We start from the raw sequence: 19,697 nt of genomic DNA, 5'->3' as shown, positions 1-19,697 counted from the left end.
GTGGTGAAAGCGCGTGAATGGGAAACCCGTTCACACGCCGATCCCGCTTTCGCAACAGAACGATTCCGGTGCCGTTCAGCCGTTGAGCGCGGCGCGCAGACGGCCTTCGTCCACCCGCCAGAAATCATGCCGGGCGCCGTCGACGAAAGTGACCGGGATCTTGTCCCAGTACTCCTCCCGGTCGGCCTCCCCCACCTCGGTCAGCGACACCTCGGCGCGGCTCGCGCCCGTCTCGGCGGCGACCGCGCCGATCACCTTCCAGGCGTCCTCGCACAGATGGCACCCGTCCCTGCCGAGCATCACCACGCGCGCACGCCCCGCCCACTCAGGGGTTTCCGTCATGTTTCCTCCGGATTCCGCAGCCTTTTCGAGCACCTCACCCACCCGCGAAGGGCGGTAGGACCTCGATCACAGTCCCATCCGTGACCGGAACGTCACCATGGGCCCGCCGGCCGACCGGCTTCTCGTCGACCAGGAACGAGGAAACCCCGAGAACCCGCTGAAAGCGGTCGTCGGGGTGGAGTCGGCGCGCCGCGTCGAGCGCCTCGCCGAGAGTCGCCGCAAGGACCGGCTCCTCGGCGATTCCCGCCGCTTCCTTGGCCGCGGCCCAGTACCTGATAGTGCACTTCGCCATCTGTTGATTATCCTTGGTGTTGCTCGGAGGCGACGTATTAAACAAATCTTCACCGGGGGCAATGGCGCCTTCGATCGTCCGCATAGCGCGGGATGACGGGAAGAGACGCATGAGCCATCTGCTTCTGTTGACGAACTCCAACGAACCGTCCGATCACGTGCTGCCCGCTCTCGGCCTCCTCCTGCACTCCGTGCGGGTGGCGCCTGCCGAAGCCGGCGCACTCCTGGCGTCCGGCGCCGGGACCGGCTCCAGCGCCCCGGTCGACGCCATTCTGGTCGACGCCCGTACCGACCTGGCGGCCGCCCGGAACTTCTGCCGCCTGCTGGACACCACGGGCCTGGACTGTCCGCTGCTCGTCATCCTCACCGAGGGCGGCGTCGCCGCGCTCACCCCGGACTGGCAGGTGAACGACTTCATCCTCACCGCCGCCGGTCCCGCCGAGGTGGAGGCCCGGTTGCGGCTGGCCATCGGATCCGCCGACGCGGGCACCGACGACCCCGACGAGATCCGCCGCGGCGACCTGGTCATCGACGAGGCCACCTACATCGCCCGGCTGCGCGGGCGCATCCTCGACCTCACCTTCAAGGAGTTCGAGCTGCTGAAGTTCCTGGCCCAGCACCCCGGCCGGGTGTTCACGCGGGCGCAACTGCTCCAGGAGGTGTGGGGCTACGACTACTTCGGCGGCACCCGCACCATCGACGTCCACGTGCGGCGGCTGCGCGCCAAGCTGGGCTCGGAGTACGAGTCCCTGATCGGGACCGTCCGCAACGTCGGCTACCGCTTCGTGCCCGACCCCGTCGGCAAGGGGCAGCCGTCCGGGGCCGCCCCCTCCCCGTCCGGCGAGGGCGGCGAGGCGCTGCCCTCCGCCCGCCGGGAGGCCGCCACCGGCTGACCGGACGCCCGCACGTTCGTACGGCGCGGGGCCGCCCCGTCGGGGCGGCCCCGCGCCGTACGTCCGGAGCGCCGCGCCCCGCCCGGGACCGCCGCGCGGCCGGACACGTCGGCCGCGGCCCCCGAGTGCACGAAGGCACCCGCGGAACGCCCATGCCCGGGACCGCCCCCGGCGCGGCCGGACACACGGGCCGCGGCCTCCTGCGCACGGAGGCGCCCCGTTCCCAGACGCGTTCCCCGCACACCTCGCCTGTACACGGAGGGCACCCGCGGGTCGCCTAGGTCCGGGGCCGGACCGGTCCGAAGACCGCACGGGCAGGGGCACTTCCGGCGGCGGGCGCGGCGGGTCCGGGGTGGACGGCGGGTGGGCGGACCGCGGCGGACAGCGGGGGACGGGCGGGTGACGGGTGGACAACGGTGCGTCGTGGGGCCTCGTGTTCGGAGCGGGGACGGCCTAAGATCTGTGGAGCACCCCGAGGCCAGGCCAGGCGCGGCATGGCTCCCCCGACGGGTGCGGACCCCTGCATGGCGCACCACCCTTGAGGAGTGAACCCGCCCTGATGTCCACCAGCGCCGCGAACACCCCGCTCACCCTCCGACGCCTGGGCATCGCCCTCGGTGCCGCGTTCGTCGGATCCACACTGGTCGCGGTGGCCTCCCCCGCCATCGCGCAGCCCACGGACCCGGGCGGTCCGTCCCCCTCCCCGACGCCGGCGCCGGTCGCCGCGGTCGCCTTCGCGCGCGACGCGGACAGCGTCGCGCTGGGCACCCCCGCGCCGCCCAACACGCTCACCCTGAGCAACACCGGCACCCTCGACATCTGCGTGATCGGGCTGGAGATCGGCGGCGGCTTCCAGGGGCACGGCTTCGCCGCCGGACAGCTCGCCGCCGGCGCCTCGGACACCGTCATGGTGACCGGCTCCCCGCGGCGGTCGACCGACGTGGTCGCCACCCTGACCTTCGCCGCCGCCGACCCGGAGACCGGCTGCACCACGCCCCCGGGCGACGTGCACAGCATCTCCTCCGGGGTGTGGGCGGTCACCATCACCGGGCCGAGCCCGTCGCCCTCCCCGACGCCGTCGCCGACCCCCACCCGCCCGGACCCGCCCGCCGAGACCCCCTCCCCGACCCCGAGCGGCCGGCCCACCCCGTCGGCCACCCCCACCGCCCCGGGTTCCGAGACGAGCGGCCGGCCCTCGTCGCGGCCCTCCAGCGGCACCACGTCCCGGCCCTCCACGCCCGACCGTCCGCGCAGCAGTGTCAGCGACGTGCCCACCACGGGCTCGAACATCCCGACCCTGCCCCGGAACGAGGCCGACCTGCCCGACGTGCTGCCCGGCGAGGACCTGGCGACCCTGCCACTGGCCACCCCGACCGGGTCCGACGACGCGGCGCAGACCGAGGTGGCCGCCGAGCACACCGACATGGGACCGAACATGGCCCCCGCGGTGCTGCTCGCCGCCTTCCTGCTCACCCTGCTGCTGGCCGCCCCGCTGGCCCCCACCCGCCGGGTCCGCCCCGGCACGGGCGGCTACCAGGGGCGCCGCCGCAAGGGCTGACACCCGAACCGGCCGGGCGCGCCCCGGTCCCGCGCCGGCGGGGCCGGGGCGCGCCCGTGTCCGGACCCCTTCCGACCAGACGCGGAACGCCACGGGCGAGGCCAACGGAATCTTCACGGGCCTGTCGTCGTAGGCTTTCGGTCCATGAGCACCCCGCTGGTCACCGACGACCTGGCGGCCGCGACGGCCGACCAGGTGCTGACGCTCGCCGAGGCCGCCCGCAGAACCGACGGCGTGGCCCCCCTGTCCGAACACACCCTGCTGCGCGTCCGCCACGGCGCGCCCTCCGGGAGCGCGCGCTTCCACGTGGTCTCCGAGGACGGCCGCGTCGTGGGCTTCGCGTTCGTCGAACGCGGCGAGGACGAGCCCGACTCCGGGGAGGTCGTCGTCGACCCCGCCCACCGGGGGCGCGGGCACGGCACCGCCCTGCTGCACTCCGTCCACCGGGACGCCGGCGCGAACGGCGTCCGGGTGTGGGCGCACGGCCGCACCCCGCAGGCGGTGGCGGTGGCCGAGGAGGACGGTTGGCGGGCCGTCCGCGAGCTCCACAAGATGCGCATGCCGCTGCGCGACATCGCCGCCGAGGAGAAGGGCGGGCCGCGGACCGCTCCGGAGCTGCCCCCTCCCGTGCTGCGCCCCCAGGTCGCCGACCGGGTCGAGGTGCGCGCGTTCGTGGTGGGGCAGGACGAGCAGGCCTGGCTCGACACCAACGCCCGCGCCTTCGCCCACCACCCCGAACAGGGCAGGCTCACCCTGGACGACCTGCTGCAGCGCGAGGTCGAGGACTGGTTCGACCCGAACGGGTTCTTCCTGGCCACCGGCAAGGACGGGCGGGTCGCCGCGTACCACTGGACCAAGGTGCACGCCGACGGCGCCGGGCTGACCGACGGCGAACCCGTCGGCGAGGTGTACGTGGTGGGCGTGGACCCCCAGTGGCAGGGCACCGGCCTGGGCCGGGCGCTCACCCTGGAGGGGCTGCGGCACCTGCGCGACGCCGGGCTGCCCTGGGTGCACCTGTACGTCGACGGGGACAACGAGGCGGCCGTGCGGCTGTACACCTCGCTGGGCTTCGAGATCTGGGACACCGACGTGATGTACGCGCCGCCGGAGGAGCCGCCGGGCGAGGAATGAGGGGGCGCGTGGTGGGCAGTAGACCCGTGGAGAGGGTCTGCCCGCACGTGCCGCTCATCACATTAACCGGCCAAACCCTTGGCCGCCACGGGAGTGCGACATCCCGTTCATTTCCCGTTCACCTTCCTTGGGACAACTCGTCACCTAGTGGGCCTACCTTCGCATTCGGCGCATCGCGACCTCTCGGCGTTCGGCGGTCGCGGCGGCCTCCCGCGGGGTGAACCCCCGGGGAGGACACCCGAACCCGACAAGGGTCCGGAACCCACCCGCAGGGGGCTGGTGGGCAGCACTGAACCCTTCCGAACCGGAGCCGATACATGACGACGACGGACGCGCCCACGGTGGCACCACCGCCCAAGGGCAGGCGCCGGATCGGCGATGTCGCATTCGCCGGGCTCGCCCGAGGCTCGGGCATCCTGATCCTCGTGATCCTCGCGGGCGTCGCCGCCTTCCTGATCGTTCAGGCCTGGCCGTCGCTGGCCGCGAACACGGCGAACTTCATCACCGACCAGTCCTGGGACGCCAACGTCCGCGAGAACCCCGCGTTCGGCGTGGGGGCCCTGGCGTTCGGCACCGTCCTGGCCGCCGCCATCGCGCTGCTGCTGGCCACCCCGGTCGCCATCGGCATCGCGCTGTTCATCGTCTACTACGCGCCGCGCCGCCTCGCCGCCCTGCTGGGCTACCTGGTGGACCTGCTCGCCGCGATCCCCAGCGTGGTCTACGGCCTGTGGGGCATCGGGTTCCTCGCCCCCCAGCTCGTCCCCGTCTACGAGGGGCTGGCCCGCAATTTCGGCTGGATCCCGCTCTTCGCCGGGCCCGCCTCCACCTCGGCCCGCACCATCCTCACCGCGGGGATCGTGCTCGCCGTGATGATCCTGCCGATCATCACCGCCATGTCCCGCGACGTGTTCCACCAGGTCCCGCAGGGGCACCGGGAGGCCGCCCTGGCCATGGGCGCCACCCGCTGGGAGATGATCCGCCTGGCCGTCCTGCCCTTCGGCAAGTCCGGCGTCGTCGGCGGCGCCATGCTCGGCATGGGACGCGCCCTGGGCGAGACCATGGCCGTCGCCATGATCCTGTCGCCCTCGCTGGCCGTCTCCTGGAACCTGCTCCAGAGCGGCAACCAGACCATCGCCGGGCACATCGCGCTCCAGTACCCCGAGGCCACCGGATACGGCGTGTCCGCGCTGATCGCCGCCGGCCTGGTGCTGTTCGCGATCACCCTGGTCGTCAACATGGGCGCCCGCTACATCGTGGCGCGCGGCAACAAGGAGTCCTGATGAGCCTGACGACCGCTCAGCCCACCGACCCCGGCCCGGGCTCCGGCGCCCCCCGGCGCGACCTGCGCGGCGGCTCGCTGCCCCGCTACTTCCCGCCCGCCCTGCTGGCCTCCTCGGCCGCCGTGGTCGCGGGCGTCCTGCTGGCCTTCTCGTCCTTCGGGTTCGTGCTGTGGGGCGTGCTCACCGCGCTCGCCTACACGGTGATCGTGGTGGCGGCCTCCGCCCGTGTCGAGGGCGGCCGCAAGGCCAAGGACCGCCTGGTCACCTCGCTCGTCTACCTGTGCTTCACCCTGGCGATGCTGCCGCTGGTGTCGGTGCTGTGGACGGTGCTCGGCAACGGCATGGCCCGGTTCGACGGGTACTTCCTGTCGGTCTCCATGAACGGCGTGCTGCCGAGCATGGACGCCGGCGGCGCCTACCACGCGATCGTCGGCACCCTGGCCATCACCGGCATGGCCACGCTCATCGCGGTGCCGGTCGGCGTGATGACCGCCGTGTACCTGGTGGAGTACGCGCGGGGGCGGATGAAGCGCACCATCATGTTCTTCGTCGACGTCATGACGGGCATCCCGTCCATCGTCGCCGGCCTGTTCGTGGTGGCCCTGTGGATCCTGCTGTTCGGCCCCGGCAAGACCAACGGCGCCGCGGGCGCGATCTCGCTGGCCGTGCTGATGATCCCGGTCGTGGTGCGCTCCAGCGAGGAGATGCTCCGCCTGGTCCCGCAAGACCTGCGCGAGGCCTCCTACGCGCTGGGCGTGCCCAAGTGGCGGACCATCACCAAGGTGGTGCTCCCCACGTCGGCCGCCGGCCTGACCACCGGAATCATGCTCGCCATCGCGCGTGTTATCGGAGAGACGGCGCCGCTGATCCTCACCGCGGGGTCGTCGGCGGTCTCGATCAACTGGAACCTGTTCGACGGGCAGATGATGAGCCTTCCCGTGTTCATCTACTCGCAGGTCCGCATGGGCGGCGCGGTCAACTACGAGAGGGCCTGGGCGGCCGCGCTGACGCTCATCCTCGTGGTGATGCTGCTCTTCTTCCTGGCCCGCATGATCGGCCGCCTGTTCGCGCCGAAGTCCCGCTAGCCCGCCAACCCGGCAATCACGAGGAACATCCAGTGGCGAAACGAATCGACGTCTCCGGACTCCACGTCTACTACAGCGACTTCCTCGCTGTGGAGGACGTGTCAATGACCATCGAGCCGCGTTCGGTGACGGCGTTCATCGGGTCCTCCGGCTGCGGGAAGTCCACCTTCCTGCGCACCCTCAACCGGATGCACGAGGTCACCCCCGGCGCCCGCGCCGAGGGCAAGGTGCTCCTGGACGACATGGACATCTACGCGCCCGACGTGGACCCGGTGATGGTCCGCAGCGAGGTCGGGATGGTGTTCCAGAAGGCCAACCCGTTCCCGACGATGTCGATCTACGAGAACGTGCTCGCGGGGGCCCGCCTCAACAACAAGCGGATGAGCAAGGCCGCCGCCGACGACCTGGTCGAGGAGTCGCTGCGCGGCGCCAACCTGTGGGAAGAGGTCAAGGACCGGCTGAACAAGCCCGGTTCGGGCCTGTCCGGCGGCCAGCAGCAGCGCCTGTGCATCGCGCGGGCCACGGCGGTCAAGCCGTCGGTGCTGCTCATGGACGAGCCGTGCTCGGCGCTGGACCCGATCTCGACGCTGGCGATCGAGGACCTCATTCACAAGCTGAAGGAGGACTACACGATCGTGATCGTCACCCACAACATGCAGCAGGCGGCCCGCGTCTCGGACCGCACGGCCTTCTTCAACCTGTCGGCCCCGGGCAAGCCCGGGAAGCTGATCGAGATGGGCGAGACGAACAAGATCTTCACCCGTCCCGAAAAGAAGGAGACCGAGAACTACATCACCGGCCGCTTCGGGTAACCGCCCCGCGCCGAACGTCCTCCCGAAGGGGGCCCGTGGACACGGGCCCCCTTCGTGTGCGGGAGCGCGCCGCGGGCGGGGCGCAGGGCCGCCCGGGGGTGGGCGGGAGGAAATGCCGACGGCCCTCCGGCGTGGACCGGAGGGCGTCCGGAAGTGAATCGGATAACCGATCCGGGGCCCTTTTGCGTTCATTCCGGAGAACCGGGAAAAGGGTCGCGAAAGGCGTTGTCCACCGTTTCCCCAATTCGGGGGGCGGTGGGCGCGCGCCGTCCCGGCCGGGCGGGGGCCCGGCCGGGACCCGGGGTCGGGCGGAGGATCAGGTGAAGCAGTTACCCGGCTGCTTGATCAGGTAGCTGGCCGAGACCCACCGGCTGGAGCCGATCTGCCGGAAGCCGTTGGTGGTGGTCTGGGTCGCGTTCACGATCGCGCCGTTGGCCAGCGAACCCACGATGGAGTAGCCGGTTCCGGGGCCGCTGCGGATGTTCAGGCCGCCGCTGGCGCTGACCTTGTAGGTGCACCAGACGGCGGCGGCCGCCGGCGCCTGCTCCGGCGCGGGGGCCGCCTGGGCGGGGGCGGACAGGCCGATGACGACGGCACCGGCGGTGGCCGCCATGGTCGCCAGACCGCGGGCGAGCCGACGGGACTTCGTGGCCTTCACAGGCTTTCCTCCATCATTCAAGGCTTGATCGGGGGACCTCGGCCGAGGGTGGAATCCCGTGGCGGGCAAGGCCTCTGGAATCCACGCCCAGAGTAACGGGGAAGCCCATTCCACGCATGATTCCGACCACATCAGGCCACCCTCTCCTCTTTCTCGGAGAAGATCCCTGAAAGCCTCATTCGAGTATTGACCCGACCCTTTGCCCGGCTTATCATCCCGCGCGGGAGGGCCGGACCCCGTGCGCCGCACGCGCCCGTCCCGAGACCCGACGTGACGTGGACCGCTCCCGCCGGCGGGGTTGAATGGGACCGGGAGGGGGCCCGCGGCGGGCTCCCGTTCGTTCGTCTGGGGGAACCGCATGACCGTGCCGTTGGTGATCGACACCGATACCGCGCAGGACGACTGCGTCGCCCTGCTGGTCGGCCTGCTGGATCCGGCGGCCGACCTGCGGGCGATCACGATGGTCGCCGGGAACGTGGGCTTCGACCAGCAGGTCCGCAACGCGTTCATGACGCTGAACGTCGCCGGGACGCCCGCGGTGCCCGTGTACCTGGGCTGCCGGCGGCCGCTGGTGCGCGAGTGGGTGAGCGCCGAGGACGTGCACGGAGACGGCTCCGGAGGGCTGGCCATGGCGCAGGAGGGCCTGGTACCGGAGGCCGAGCACGCCGTGGACGCCCTGGTGCGGATGGCCGCCGAGGCCCCCGGCGAGCTGTCGATCGTGGCGATCGGCCCGCTCACCAACATCGCCGCCGCGGTGGTGAAGGACCCCGGCTTCGCGCGGAACGTGAAGTCGCTGTTCATCATGGGCGGCTCCAACAACGGCCGCGGCAACATCACCGCCGCCGCCGAGTTCAACTTCTACGTGGACCCCGAGGCGGCCAAGACGGTGTTCTCCGCCGGCTTCGAGATCACCGTGGTGCCCTGGGACCCGCTCACGCTGCGCCAGGCCGTGTTCGGGCAGGAGCGCCTGGACGAGATCGCCGCGCTGGGCACGCCCCTGTCGCGGTTCTTCACCCGCATCTGCGCGGCGACCCTGGAGTTCGACCGCAGGGTCGGCATCGACGGCACCACGCACCCCGACTCGCTGACCGCCGCGGTGCTGCTCCACCCCGAGCTGGTGCGCAGGGCCTCGCCGTACCACGTGGACGTGGAGACCGCCGGGGAGCTGACCCGGGGCTACTCGGCCATGTCGTGGGGCGTGCACGGCCTGGAGCCCAACGCCCGGGTGGTCGAGGAGATCGACTCCGAGGCGTTCTACGAGCTGATCAAGGGCGTGCTGGCCCGCGAGACCGCGCCGGAGCGCGAGATCACCGGCCTGTGAACGTGATGACGCCCTGGGCGGCGGCGACGGTCGTCTCGCCGCCCTCGGCGTCGGCCATCACCAGGTCGCAGCGGCACAGGGCGCGGCGGCGGGTGTGCTCGACCACGTGCGCGCGGGCGCTGAGGCGGACGCCACGGGCCGGGCGCAGGTACTCGATGGTGAAGCCGCCGGTGAGGACCGACGGGCCCAGCACGGTGCCCCCGGCGAAGGTGAGCGCGTTGTCCGCGGCGTAGGAGAGCACGCCGCCGTGCAGGAAGCCGTTCTGCTGGAGCAGCTCGTCGCGCACGTCCAGTTCCAGGACCGCGTCGCCCGGGGCGAAGCGGGTGACCCGGGCGCCGATCAGCCTGCTGAACGGCTGGGCGTCCAGCACCGCCGCGGCCAGGGCCAGGGCGTCGGCCCCGGAGAGCGGCGCGGTTCCGGGCTCGGGGTTCTCGGTGGACATGCGGTCCCGCTTTCTTCTACGCGCTTTGACCCTTTTGTGGGGATATGTCACCTAGGGTCCGCCTCAGGGGAGGAGGATCCACCGTGCAGACTTCCACACTCGCCTCCGCCGCGGCGGCCGCGGCCCTGGTGTACGCGACCGCCTGCGGCCCCGTCGGTGTCGACACCACCGGCGGGGAGGGGGAGCGGACCGAGACCGCTCCCCCGCCGTCGGGGAGCCCGTCCGGGCCCGCCTCGGAGCCCCCGTCGCGGCCGCCCGGCGGCCAGGGGGAGCAGGAGGGGTCCGACAGCGGTCCGGGCAGGACGGAGGAGCCCGGCGGGGGCGCGGCCGTCCACCTGCCCCTGGGCGGCTCCCACACGTTCGCGGACGGCTTCTCGGTGAGCATGGGCCCGGTGGAGCGCCGGACGGAGGGGGACGAGGACCGGCTCGCGCCCCGGGAGCCCGGGGACGGCGCCACTCCGCGGGAGGGGCCGCCGGAGGGCGGGGAGTCCCCGGAGGAGCCGGATGAGGGGGAGTCTCCCGGGGAGCCCCCGCAGGACGGGCCCTCCGGCGGGGAGTCCCCCGAGGACGCCTCCCCTGGGGAGGAGGGATCCGGCGGGGAGTCGCCCGGGGACACCGCCCCCGGGGAGGAGGGGACCGGCGGGGAGTCCCCCGAGGGCACCGGCCCCGCCGAGGAGGAGTCCGCCGAAGGGGACGACCCCGCCGGGGAGTCCCCGGAGGAGGTCCCCGAGCAGCCGAGCGAGGGCCCCGGGGAGGACGAGTGGGGCGAGGAGGAGACCCCGCGGGAGCCGCAGTACGACGCCCTGCACTACTTCGCCTGGACGGTCACCGCCACCAACGGCACCGGCGCCCCCGTGCACACCGGATCGCCGCTGGACACCTGCGCCGTCGGCGATCCGCTCCAGGAGTCCATCGCACCCGCCATGGGCGAGAGCGTGGACCCGCCGCGGAGCCTCGCACCCGGCCGAAGCGGGAGCTGGGACGCGGACTGCCTCATCACCGAGGGCGACGTGCCCCTGCGGTGGACCCTGGAGTTCTACGACGAGGAGGGCGAGCCGCTGTACCCGCCGCTGGTGTTCTCCGGCGACGTGCCCTGAGTCCCGGCCGGGGCGCGGCTCAGCCGTTCTTGACGACGATGCTCTCCACCGTGTTCGCCACGTGCTCGAACGCGTCCGCGGCCGTCTCCAGCTCCTCGATGACGTCCTTGAGCTTGAGCACCGTCAGCGCGTCGTACTCGCCGCTGAACAGCTTGGCCAGGAGCTTGCGGTAGATCCTGTCCGCCTGGTTCTCCAGCTGGTTGATCTCGATCCAGTACCGGGTGAGGTCCTGCATGGTGCGCAGCCGCGGCATGGCCTCGGCGGTCAGCTCGGCGGCACGCTCCAGCACCTCGATCTGGTCGATGATGCCCTTGGGGAGGCGCTCCAGGCCGTACAGGCCGATGAGGTCGACCGCCGCCTCCATCGAGTCCATGACGTCGTCGAGGTTGGAGGCCAGCCGGTAGATGTCCTCCCGGTGCATGGGGGGTGCCGAGCTCTTGTTGAGGCGGCGCATGATCGCGTGCGTGGCGTCGTCGCCCGCGTGCTCGCAGGCGCGCATCTTCTCGGTGATGGCCTCTCGGTCGGCACCGTCGCTCATCAGCTCCACCAGAAGGCGGGCCGCGATGACCAAATTGTTCGCCGAATCGGTGAACATCTCGTAGTAGCTGTCATCACGCGGGCGCAAACGCAGGCGCACGTCGTCTCTCCCGATGGTGCGGTGGGTCTTCCTTGGTGGATGTTAAGCGGGTCCGCCGAGCGGCTCGTCTTGACGCGAGGGTCCGTCGCGTCGATCGCGTGCGCGGTCATCCCTCGTTCACTCGGCGGCACCGGTGCGTGGAACTCCCTGGGGGAAGGGGCCCATCGCATTCCTCCCAATCTCAACGACACCGGGACGGTTCGGGACGCTACCGTGTTCCGGGCCCGCTGACCAGCGGTGCGCTGAGACACGAATCACCCGATCGGTGGGAGACCGGTGGACGCCGACCCCACGGTTCTCCGATGTCCACTTTCGGGCCATTGGGCGGCAATGGCAAGTATCCCCCTCGTTCACCCGCCCGTTGCCCGGCACCGGCCGATCCGGTCCCCCGGACCCCCGGCCGCCACCTCCCCGACGCCGTCCGGGGCCTGTTCCCGGGTGTTCTCCGGTGTCACCGGGGCCGGAGGCCCCAGAAGGGCCCGTGGTCGCGGGCCTCCGGCCGGGGACGGCGGGCGGGCCGAACCGGAGCGGGGCCCGGAGAACACGATCCGGGTGCACCGGCCGGGGAGGCCGGTGACACCCGTCCCGCCTCACACGAACGGAGAGGGCCTCCCACCTCCCGCGTTCCCGACCTCTCGGGCCGGTGCATCTAGGCTCGGTCCCATGCCGTCCAACCTCACTCCCGCACTGGTGCGCCGGGTCCGGCTGGCCCTGGCCGAGGCGGGCGCCACCACCCCCGAGAACCTGGGACCCGAAGACGCCGTGGCCCTGCTCGTGCGCACCGCGATGGCCCCCGGCGTCGCGCCCAAGCTGGTGAAACTCGCCGTGCGGGCCTCCCTGGCCCTGCTCGCCGACCGGGCGCCCGGCAACTCCCTGGAGGTCCGCGTCCCGCCGTTCGGAGCCGTACAGGCGATCGAGGGCCCACGTCACACCCGGGGCACCCCTCCCGGTGTGGTGGAGACCTCCCCCGCCGTCTGGCTGCGCCTGGCGACGGGCGGAACCGCCTGGGGGCAGGCGATCGCGGACGGGGAGGTCCAGGCCAGCGGTACCCGCTCCGACCTGTCCGAACACCTGCCCCTGTGGCCCCGGGTGGTCCCGCCCTCGTCCCCAGGCACTAAGCTGTGAGCGTGTCGTACTCCGACGGCCGGCTCTCCATGGACCTCGATCCGCTCGAACGCGGCCCGCAGGACGCCTGCGGTGTATTCGGGGTCTGGGCTCCCGGCGAAGAAGTCAGCAAGCTCACCTACTTCGGTCTCTACGCATTGCAGCACCGCGGACAGGAATCCGCGGGCATCGCTCTGAGCGACGGGGAACGGATCGTCGTCTACAAGGACATGGGACTGGTCTCCCAGGTCTTCAACGAGGCGACCCTGGACTCCCTGCGCGGCCACCTCGCCATCGGCCACTGCCGCTACTCCACCACCGGCTCACCGGTGTGGGAGAACGCGCAGCCGACCTTCTACACGGCGCGCGAGGGGGGCCTGGCCCTCGGCCACAACGGCAACCTGATCAACACCCCGGAACTGGCCGCGCTGCTGCCCGACACCCGGCGCAACGCGACGACGGACACCGAGGTCCTCACCAACCTGCTGGCCTCCCGGGCCCGCGACGGCAGCACCGTCGAAGAGGCCGCCATGGAGCTGCTCCCGCAGGTCCAGGGCGCCTTCTCCCTGGTGTTCATGGACGAGAACACCCTGTACGCGGCCCGCGACCCGCAGGGCATCCGCCCGTTCGTGCTGGGCCGCCTGGGCGAGACCTCCGGCGCGGGCGGCTGGGTGGTCGCCAGCGAGACCGCCGCCCTGGACATCGTGGGCGCCGAGGTGGTCCGCGAGATCGAGCCGGGCGAGCTGCTCACCATCGACGAGCGCGGCGTCCGGTCCCGCCGGTTCGCGCCCGCCCGCCGCAAGGGCTGCCTGTTCGAGTACGTCTACCTGGCCCGCCCCGACACCACCATCGCCGGGCGCAACGTCAACTCCACGCGCGTGGAGGTGGGCCGCCGCCTGGCCAGGCAGCACCCGGTGGACGCCGACCTGGTCATCCCGGTGCCCGAGTCCGGCACACCCGCCGCGGTCGGCTACGCCGAGGAGAGCGGCATCCCGTTCGCCCAGGGCCTGGTCAAGAACTCCTACGTGGGCCGGACCTTCATCCAGCCCAGCCAGACCCTGCGCCAGCTGGGCATCCGGCTCAAGCTCAACCCGCTGCGCGAGGTCATCCAGGGCCGCCGCCTGGTGGTCGTGGACGACTCCATCGTGCGCGGCAACACCCAGCGGGCCCTGGTCCGGATGCTGCGCGACGCGGGCGCCGCCGAGGTGCACGTGCGCATCTCCAGCCCGCCCGTGCTGTGGCCCTGCTACTACGGCATCGACTTCGCCACCCGCGCCGAGCTCATCGCCGCGAACCTCTCGGTGGACGAGATCGCCGCGTCCGTGAACGCCGACAGCCTGGCCTTCGTCGAGCTGGACGAGCTGATCGCCGCCACCACCGTGCCCAAGAACGACCTGTGCCGGGCCTGCTTCGACGGCGTCTACCCGATCGAGGTGGACCCCGCCGCGCGCGGCAAGTACCTGCTGGAGAAGTCCTGCGGGACTCCCGAGGGATCCACCCTGGCCACCAGCACCAAGTAACCGTCCGCACGGCGTCACCGCCGTGCGGACGTCCGCCGTGCCCCGGATCCGACCGCGGGGCCGGCGGGCCGTCCGGCACAACGAGCACCAACCATCACAGCACGAGGAGAACTCGCGTGGCAGCCGACAGCAAGACCACGGGGGCGTACGCCGCCGCGGGCGTCGACATCGCCGCCGGGGAGCGCGCCGTCGACCTGATGAAGCGCCATGTCGCGCGGACGCGGCGCCCCGAGCAGGTCACCGACGCCAGCGGATTCGCGGGCCTGTTCCGCCTGGACACCGCCAGGTACAAGGACCCGGTGCTGGCCACCTCCACCGACGGCGTGGGCACCAAGGTCCTGCTCGCCCAGAAGCTCGACCGCCACGACACCATCGGCATCGACCTGGTGGGCATGGTCGTCGACGACCTGGTCGTCAGCGGCGCCGAGCCGCTGTTCATGACCGACTACATCGCCTGCGGGTCGGTGGTCCCCGAGCGGATCGCCGAGATCGTCGGCGGCATCGCCGAGGGCTGCCACCAGGCCGGGTGCTCCCTGATCGGCGGGGAGACCGCCGAGCACCCCGGGGCGATGGGCCCCGAGGAGTACGACCTGGCCGGCGCCGGGACCGGCGTGGTGGAGGGCGACGCGATCCTGGGCCCGGACCGGGTCCGCGAGGGCGACGCCGTCATCGCGATGGCGTCCTCGGGCCCGCACTCCAACGGCTACTCGCTGATCCGCCACATCGTGGACACCGCGGGGCTGGACCTGCGGGCGCACGTGCCGGAGCTGGGCGGGGAGCTGGGCGAGGTACTGCTCACCCCGACCCGGATCTACGCCAAGGACTGCGTGGCGCTGACCGGCGCCGTGGAGGTGCACGCGTACTCGCACATCACCGGCGGCGGGCTGGCCGCCAACCTGTCGCGGTCGCTGCCCGGCCACCTGGACGCGGTGCTGGACCGCTCCACCTGGACGCCCGCCCCCGTGTTCGGCCTGCTGGCGGAGCGGGGCGGCGTGTCGCGGGAGGACATGGAGGCCACGTTCAACATGGGTGTGGGCATGGTGGCGGTCGTCGCGGCGCAGGACGAAGGGCGCGCCCTGGACGTGCTCTCCGAGCGCGGTGTCCCGGCCTGGCGCCTGGGCACGATCGTGTCCGGTTCGGGGCTGGCCCGCCTGGACGGCGAGCACCCCGGCGCGTGACGGACGCGAACATAGCCGGTGCGAACCACCGCAGTGGTTCGCACCGGCTATATCCACCTGTCCGGCCCGGCCCCTGGTGGGGGACCGGTGGTGTCCGCAGGTCTGCTGTGTTGCCCGAGCGACCTGGAAGCCCCGCCCGACGTACTGCTACTTGTCGGACTCCGAGTACTTCTCGGCGAGATCCGCGTAACGGTCGATCAGGTCATCGTGAGAATCCGCGTAGGAATCGTCCGGACCCGGTCCGGTCGGTCCCTCATCCTCAGCGACACCCAGCTCCGACCGCAGCCGATCAAGGTCGGTCCCACCGGTGCTGTACTTGAGCTTCCGGGCGACCTTCTGCTGCTTGGCCTTGGCTCGGCCGCGCCCCATTGGCTCGACCCCCTCAACGATGGGGTTCCGACGGAACCCCGGATCACTTAACTAACCCGCACTGAACGGGCTGACGGCCGTCAAACGCGACTGACGACAGGCGTCAGCTTACGTACACGTACAACCGTACCTGGTCGGGCCCCGCCGTGCCTACGCCACCCGGGTGTGACGGATGTGGTGCGGGGACGCGGCACGCCCCGGGGCGCCGCCGGTCGCCACGCTGCAAACCCTGCCCGACCGGCGGATACGGGGTTCGGGCGTGGCGAGTGCCACACGGCGGGATGTGTGCCACGATGCGTTCCGTGCTGCCCTACACCGCCTATCTCCGCGTCTATCAGCCGATCGAGTCGTTCGCGCCGGACGAGCGGAGACGCTGGGAGGAGTACGCGCGGTCCCCCGACCGGCCGCGCCGCGCGCACGCGCTGGCCGCCGAGCAGGCCGAGAGCCTGGGCCGGCTGGTGGTGACCCCGCCGGTCCTGGCGCCGCGCGAGGAGAGCCGGAACGCGTACCTGCGCCGGGTGGAGGGGCGGCTGTACGTGTGCCCCTGGGAGACCCGGCTGCGGTCGTGGCGGGCGTTCGCGGACTTCGCGGAACAGGTCCCCCCGGCGCTGAGCGAGGCGTTCGTGTCCGAGCGGGAGGCGGAGCGGGTCGAGGACGGGTACCGGGAGTGGCGGGCCTCGGGCGCGCGCCTGAGGCCGGGGATCCTGTCGAGCAACTGGGCGGTCCCGGTGGCGTGGTTCGTGCCCTTCTCGGACGGGGAGCGGCGCCTGGTACCCGAGACCGGCCCTACCCGGGCCCTGCTGTACCTGACGCGGACCGCGACGGGCCTGGAGCGCCTGGAGCGCACGGCGGCGGTGCTGACGGAGTACATCGGGCGGCACGCCGTGTCGGCGGCCACGGAGGGTCTGGTGGAGTGGCTGCGGGCGGTGGCCCATCCGGGTTCGCTGCTGGAGCTGGACTACGGCGGCCTGGTGCACCTGCTGGACGACGAGCACCTGGCAGGGGAGCGCTCGGTGGCGGAGGTGGCCGCCGCGGTGGAGGCGCTGGCCGCCGGCGACGCGGAGCGGGTGGTGGAGCTGCGGGACCGGCTGCTGCGCAGGTGGAGGTCGATCCGCGCCCTGGAGCACGCCAACTGAGGGTGATGAGATGCCCAGGTTTTCGTGGACACCGGCCCCGGGGTGTCGTGAAATTCCGGCGCCGGCACCCCCGCGACGCGCCGCCCGCGAACCTGGTACACCAGGTTTCTTTCCGCCCGGCGTACCCGTTTGCGCACGTGACAACGGTGCGAGCCCGGACGTCGTCCGCGCACGACATCAAGCGTGGTGAAACTGGGCATAACGCCCGTTAGTGATCGACGTAGACTGTAGCCGTCCGATCACCGAAAGCACCGCCGTCCATCGGAGAACCCCTACCGCGCGGGCGATCCCGCGCGACCCGACCGCCCCGGGGCGGCCCGCGGAGGGGGATCCCGCCCCCGGCGGCCCCGCCCTCCCCCGGCGGGCCGGCCGAAGGCGCGACCCAGCGGGCAGCAGGCCTGGCACCGGGGTTTCGGTCAGACCTCTGTAGCACTTCGTGACCTCCGGATCGAGAAAAACAAGGCCCGAGAACGAAGTTTTGACCGAATACGCCACATGCCACTAAACGTGTCGCTAGAATCACTTAGCGTGACGCAGCCACGGGCGGCTTTCCAGGGCCTCCCATGAGCAAAGTTGCTGAAAGTGGCTGCACCATCACCTCGGGTGATGCCAATATGGACTCATATTGGACATCCGGGCGAAGCGCCAGGATCACAGGCTCAAGGATCGGCACACAGATCCAGGAGGAGAGGCCGTACACATGTCAACTCGCACGCCCGAGGCGGAGCCCCTGTTGACCCCCGCCGAGGTTGCCACCATGTTCCGCGTGGACCCCAAGACCGTGACGCGCTGGGCCAAGGCGGGCAAGCTGACCTCGATCCGCACCTTGGGCGGACACCGTCGCTACCGTGAGACGGAGGTCCGTGCCCTGCTGGCCGGCATCCCCAGCCAGCGTACGGAGTGATCTCCCCGGTCTGAGCCGCTGGTTCCGGGGGGAAACGGCCGGACGGGCTCCGGCCGTGCAGGCAGGCTGACAAGACCCGAGGGCGGGCCTTCACCGAGAAGGCCCGCCCCCTTGTGCTCCCGGGGCGCCTCCGGGACACGGCGCCACGGGCCCGCACCCGCTCCCACCTGCGGATGGGACATTCGTACCGGCGGGGTCCGTACATTTCCATCTACAGCGGGCCCCCGGCCGCTCCGTAGCGTTCGGGGCATGGACAGGACGCAGGCGGCACCCCCGGCCGTGGAACTCAACGGGGTCGTCAAGGAGTTCGGCGCGGTGCGCGCCGTGGACGGCGTGGACCTCGGCATCGGCGCCGGCGAGCGGGTCGCGCTGCTGGGCCGCAACGGCGCCGGCAAGTCCACGACGGTCGACATCCTGCTGGGGCTGGACACCCCCACCTCCGGGACCGCCCGGCTGTTCGGGGGCACCCCCCGCGCGGCCGTCGACGCGGGCCGGGTCGGGGCGATGCTCCAGGACGTCCGGCCCGTCCCCCGGGTCACCGTGCGCGAGCTGGTCGGGTTCGTCGCCGGCACCCACCGCGCCCCCATGCCGGTCGCCGAGGCCCTGGAGCTGGCCGGGCTGACCGGGGTGGCCCGCCGCCGCGCGGACCGCCTCTCCGGCGGCCAGACCCAGCGGGTGGGCTTCGCCCTCGCCCTGGTCGGCGACCCCGACCTGCTGATCCTGGACGAGCCCACGGCCGCCCTGGACGTGGCCGCCCGCCGCGTGTTCTGGGATTCCGTGCGCGCCCTTACCGAGCGCGGCACCACCGTGCTCTTCTCCACCCACCACCTGGACGAGGCCGACCTCAACGCGGACCGGGTCGTGGTCATCGACCGCGGCCGGATCATCGCCGACGACGCCCCGGACCGCATCCGCCGCTCGTTCGGGACCGGGGTGGTGTCCTTCGCGCTGCCCCACGGCGCCGAACGCCCCGCGGGCCTGGAGGGCCTGCCCGGAGTGGTGTCCGTGGAGGACCTGGGCGGCCGGATCCGGCTGCGCACCGCCGACTCCGACGAGACCGTGCACGCCCTGAGCGCCCTGGTCCGGGTGCGCGACCTGGAGGTCGCCACCGCGAACCTGGAGGACGCCTTCATCGGCATCACCTCCGAGCCCGCCCCCTCCCCCGCCCGAGCCCGGAAGGCCGACCGATGACCCGCACCGCCGCCCTGCTGACCGCCTACGTGGGCCTGGAGCTCCGCCGCACCTACCGCGACCCCGGGTTCATGATCTTCGGGCTGGGCACCCCCGTGCTGATGTACGTGCTGTTCACGAGCATCGGCCGCGGCGACGGCCCGGCCGACCCGGGCTGGGCCGTGGTGTCCATGGTGGGCCTGGCCGCCTACGGCGCGCTCGGCTCCGGGCTGTCGGCCGGGACCGCCGTCGCCGAGGACAAGGGGACCGGCTGGCTGCGCCTGCTGCGCCTGCTGCCGATGCGTCCATGGACGGTGGTGGCCGGGCGGGCGCTCACCGGGTCGCTCATGGTGCTGCCCTCCGTGCTGCTGGTCCTGGCCACCGGAGCGCTGCTGAACGGCGTCCGGCTGGAGGCCTGGCAGTGGGCCGTGCTGCCGCTGCTGCTGTGGATCGGGGCACTGCCGTTCGTGCTGCTGGGCATCGCCAACGGGTACCGGCTGTCGCCCTCCGCCGCCGGGACGACCAACATCGTGGTCAACCTGCTGCTGGCCCTGCTCGGCGGCCTGTGGTTCCCGCTCTCGGAGTTCCCGGGGGCGCTGGCGGACCTCGCCGCCTGGTCTCCGGGCCACCTGTTCGGGGCGCTGGGGTGGGCCACCGTGGACGGGGCCGCGCCCTCCCCCGGTACCGTGGCGGGGCTGCTCGGGTGGACCCTGGTGTTCGGGGCCTACGCGGTGCACTCCTTCCTGCGACCGGCGACGAAGGGCTAGGA

21 protein-coding genes are annotated in these 19,697 nt (G+C 72.2%); 15 read left to right on the top strand and 6 right to left on the bottom strand.

Annotated features, from left to right (window positions below):
* Positions 1 to 75 precede the first annotated feature (75 nt).
* Positions 76 to 342 (bottom strand): glutaredoxin family protein, encoded by a 267-nt coding sequence (locus KGD84_RS02705; RefSeq protein ID WP_220564544.1) that lies wholly within the window; start codon positions 340 to 342, stop codon positions 76 to 78.
* Between the two features lie 34 nt (positions 343 to 376).
* Complete coding sequence (locus KGD84_RS02700; RefSeq protein WP_220564543.1) at positions 377 to 634, bottom strand: MoaD/ThiS family protein; 258 nt, start codon at positions 632 to 634, stop codon at positions 377 to 379.
* 109 nt (positions 635 to 743) lie between these two features.
* On the opposite strand from KGD84_RS02700, the gene KGD84_RS02695 reads away from it, so the two are divergent.
* The 6 genes from KGD84_RS02695 (at position 744) to pstB (ending at position 7,392) form a co-directional block, all read left to right on the top strand.
* Positions 744 to 1,526, top strand: a complete 783-nt coding sequence (locus KGD84_RS02695) for a winged helix-turn-helix transcriptional regulator (protein ID WP_220564542.1) — start codon at positions 744 to 746, stop codon at positions 1,524 to 1,526.
* A gap of 559 nt (positions 1,527 to 2,085) precedes the next feature.
* Positions 2,086 to 3,084, top strand: a complete 999-nt coding sequence (locus KGD84_RS02690; RefSeq protein ID WP_220564541.1) for a hypothetical protein — start codon at positions 2,086 to 2,088, stop codon at positions 3,082 to 3,084.
* Positions 3,085 to 3,228: 144 nt separating this feature from the next.
* Complete coding sequence (gene mshD, locus KGD84_RS02685; protein WP_220564540.1) at positions 3,229 to 4,215, top strand: mycothiol synthase; 987 nt, start codon at positions 3,229 to 3,231, stop codon at positions 4,213 to 4,215.
* 317 nt (positions 4,216 to 4,532) lie between these two features.
* Positions 4,533 to 5,495 carry a phosphate ABC transporter permease subunit PstC gene (gene pstC / locus KGD84_RS02680; protein ID WP_220564539.1) on the top strand — a complete coding sequence of 321 codons (963 nt, stop codon included), beginning with the start codon at positions 4,533 to 4,535 and terminating at the stop codon, positions 5,493 to 5,495.
* The gene (pstA, locus tag KGD84_RS02675) at positions 5,495 to 6,580 is read left to right on the top strand and encodes a phosphate ABC transporter permease PstA (protein WP_220564538.1); all 1,086 of its coding nucleotides are present in this window, start codon (positions 5,495 to 5,497) and stop codon (positions 6,578 to 6,580) included. Before pstC ends, pstA begins: the two co-directional genes overlap by 1 nt.
* Before the next feature lie 32 nt (positions 6,581 to 6,612).
* On the top strand, positions 6,613 to 7,392 hold the full coding sequence (gene pstB, locus KGD84_RS02670) for a phosphate ABC transporter ATP-binding protein PstB (RefSeq protein WP_220564537.1): 780 nt from the start codon (positions 6,613 to 6,615) through the stop codon (positions 7,390 to 7,392).
* 316 nt (positions 7,393 to 7,708) lie between these two features.
* Here the strand turns inward: pstB and KGD84_RS02665 are convergent, their stop codons facing one another.
* The gene (locus tag KGD84_RS02665) at positions 7,709 to 8,050 is read right to left on the bottom strand and encodes an SH3 domain-containing protein (protein WP_220564536.1); all 342 of its coding nucleotides are present in this window, start codon (positions 8,048 to 8,050) and stop codon (positions 7,709 to 7,711) included.
* Between the two features lie 358 nt (positions 8,051 to 8,408).
* Here KGD84_RS02665 and KGD84_RS02660 point away from each other — a divergent pair, with 358 nt between their 5' ends.
* Positions 8,409 to 9,371 (top strand): nucleoside hydrolase, encoded by a 963-nt coding sequence (locus tag KGD84_RS02660; RefSeq protein ID WP_220564535.1) that lies wholly within the window; start codon positions 8,409 to 8,411, stop codon positions 9,369 to 9,371.
* Here KGD84_RS02660 and KGD84_RS02655 read toward each other — a convergent pair.
* Positions 9,358 to 9,813, bottom strand: coding sequence for a PaaI family thioesterase (locus tag KGD84_RS02655; RefSeq protein WP_220564534.1), 456 nt, complete (start codon positions 9,811 to 9,813; stop codon positions 9,358 to 9,360). The two genes, KGD84_RS02660 and KGD84_RS02655, sit on opposite strands and share 14 nt — an antisense overlap.
* Positions 9,814 to 9,896: 83 nt before the next feature.
* Here KGD84_RS02655 and KGD84_RS02650 point away from each other — a divergent pair, with 83 nt between their 5' ends.
* Complete coding sequence (locus KGD84_RS02650) at positions 9,897 to 10,910, top strand: hypothetical protein (RefSeq protein ID WP_220564533.1); 1,014 nt, start codon at positions 9,897 to 9,899, stop codon at positions 10,908 to 10,910.
* 19 nt (positions 10,911 to 10,929) lie between these two features.
* Here the strand turns inward: KGD84_RS02650 and KGD84_RS02645 are convergent, their stop codons facing one another.
* A complete protein-coding gene (locus tag KGD84_RS02645) occupies positions 10,930 to 11,547 on the bottom strand; it encodes a DUF47 domain-containing protein (protein ID WP_220564532.1) in 618 nt (205 codons plus the stop codon).
* 663 nt (positions 11,548 to 12,210) lie between these two features.
* Between KGD84_RS02645 and KGD84_RS02640 the strand changes: the two genes are divergently transcribed.
* The 3 genes from KGD84_RS02640 to purM all read left to right on the top strand — a co-directional run bounded on the left by KGD84_RS02640 (position 12,211) and on the right by purM (position 15,349).
* Positions 12,211 to 12,672 (top strand): sterol carrier family protein, encoded by a 462-nt coding sequence (locus KGD84_RS02640; protein WP_220564531.1) that lies wholly within the window; start codon positions 12,211 to 12,213, stop codon positions 12,670 to 12,672.
* A 2-nt stretch (positions 12,673 to 12,674) separates the two neighbouring features.
* On the top strand, positions 12,675 to 14,171 hold the full coding sequence (gene purF / locus KGD84_RS02635) for an amidophosphoribosyltransferase (protein ID WP_220564530.1): 1,497 nt from the start codon (positions 12,675 to 12,677) through the stop codon (positions 14,169 to 14,171).
* 116 nt (positions 14,172 to 14,287) lie between these two features.
* The gene (gene purM, locus KGD84_RS02630; RefSeq protein ID WP_220564529.1) at positions 14,288 to 15,349 is read left to right on the top strand and encodes a phosphoribosylformylglycinamidine cyclo-ligase; all 1,062 of its coding nucleotides are present in this window, start codon (positions 14,288 to 14,290) and stop codon (positions 15,347 to 15,349) included.
* 147 nt (positions 15,350 to 15,496) lie between these two features.
* Here purM and KGD84_RS02625 read toward each other — a convergent pair whose 3' ends face one another.
* A complete protein-coding gene (locus KGD84_RS02625; RefSeq protein WP_220564528.1) occupies positions 15,497 to 15,718 on the bottom strand; it encodes a DUF3073 domain-containing protein in 222 nt (73 codons plus the stop codon).
* Between the two features lie 302 nt (positions 15,719 to 16,020).
* On the opposite strand from KGD84_RS02625, the gene KGD84_RS02620 reads away from it, so the two are divergent.
* The 4 genes from KGD84_RS02620 to KGD84_RS02605 all read left to right on the top strand — a co-directional run bounded on the left by KGD84_RS02620 (position 16,021) and on the right by KGD84_RS02605 (position 19,695).
* On the top strand, positions 16,021 to 16,854 hold the full coding sequence (locus tag KGD84_RS02620; RefSeq protein ID WP_220564527.1) for a DUF8083 family protein: 834 nt from the start codon (positions 16,021 to 16,023) through the stop codon (positions 16,852 to 16,854).
* Between the two features lie 700 nt (positions 16,855 to 17,554).
* The gene (bldC, locus tag KGD84_RS02615; RefSeq protein WP_013155387.1) at positions 17,555 to 17,758 is read left to right on the top strand and encodes a developmental transcriptional regulator BldC; all 204 of its coding nucleotides are present in this window, start codon (positions 17,555 to 17,557) and stop codon (positions 17,756 to 17,758) included.
* Between the two features lie 249 nt (positions 17,759 to 18,007).
* Positions 18,008 to 18,949: an ABC transporter ATP-binding protein gene (locus tag KGD84_RS02610; RefSeq protein WP_220564526.1), complete on the top strand. Its 942-nt coding sequence runs from the start codon at positions 18,008 to 18,010 to the stop codon at positions 18,947 to 18,949.
* Entirely contained in the window at positions 18,946 to 19,695 is a 750-nt protein-coding gene (locus KGD84_RS02605) for an ABC transporter permease (RefSeq protein ID WP_220564525.1), read from the top strand. The genes KGD84_RS02610 and KGD84_RS02605 overlap by 4 nt, the downstream gene beginning before the upstream one ends.
* Positions 19,696 to 19,697: the final 2 nt, after the last annotated feature.

Origin of the sequence: Nocardiopsis changdeensis (assembly GCF_018316655.1) — a bacterium.
Taxonomy (GTDB): Bacteria; Actinomycetota; Actinomycetes; order Streptosporangiales; family Streptosporangiaceae; genus Nocardiopsis; species Nocardiopsis changdeensis.
This window is presented reverse-complemented; position numbering and strand designations above follow the sequence as displayed.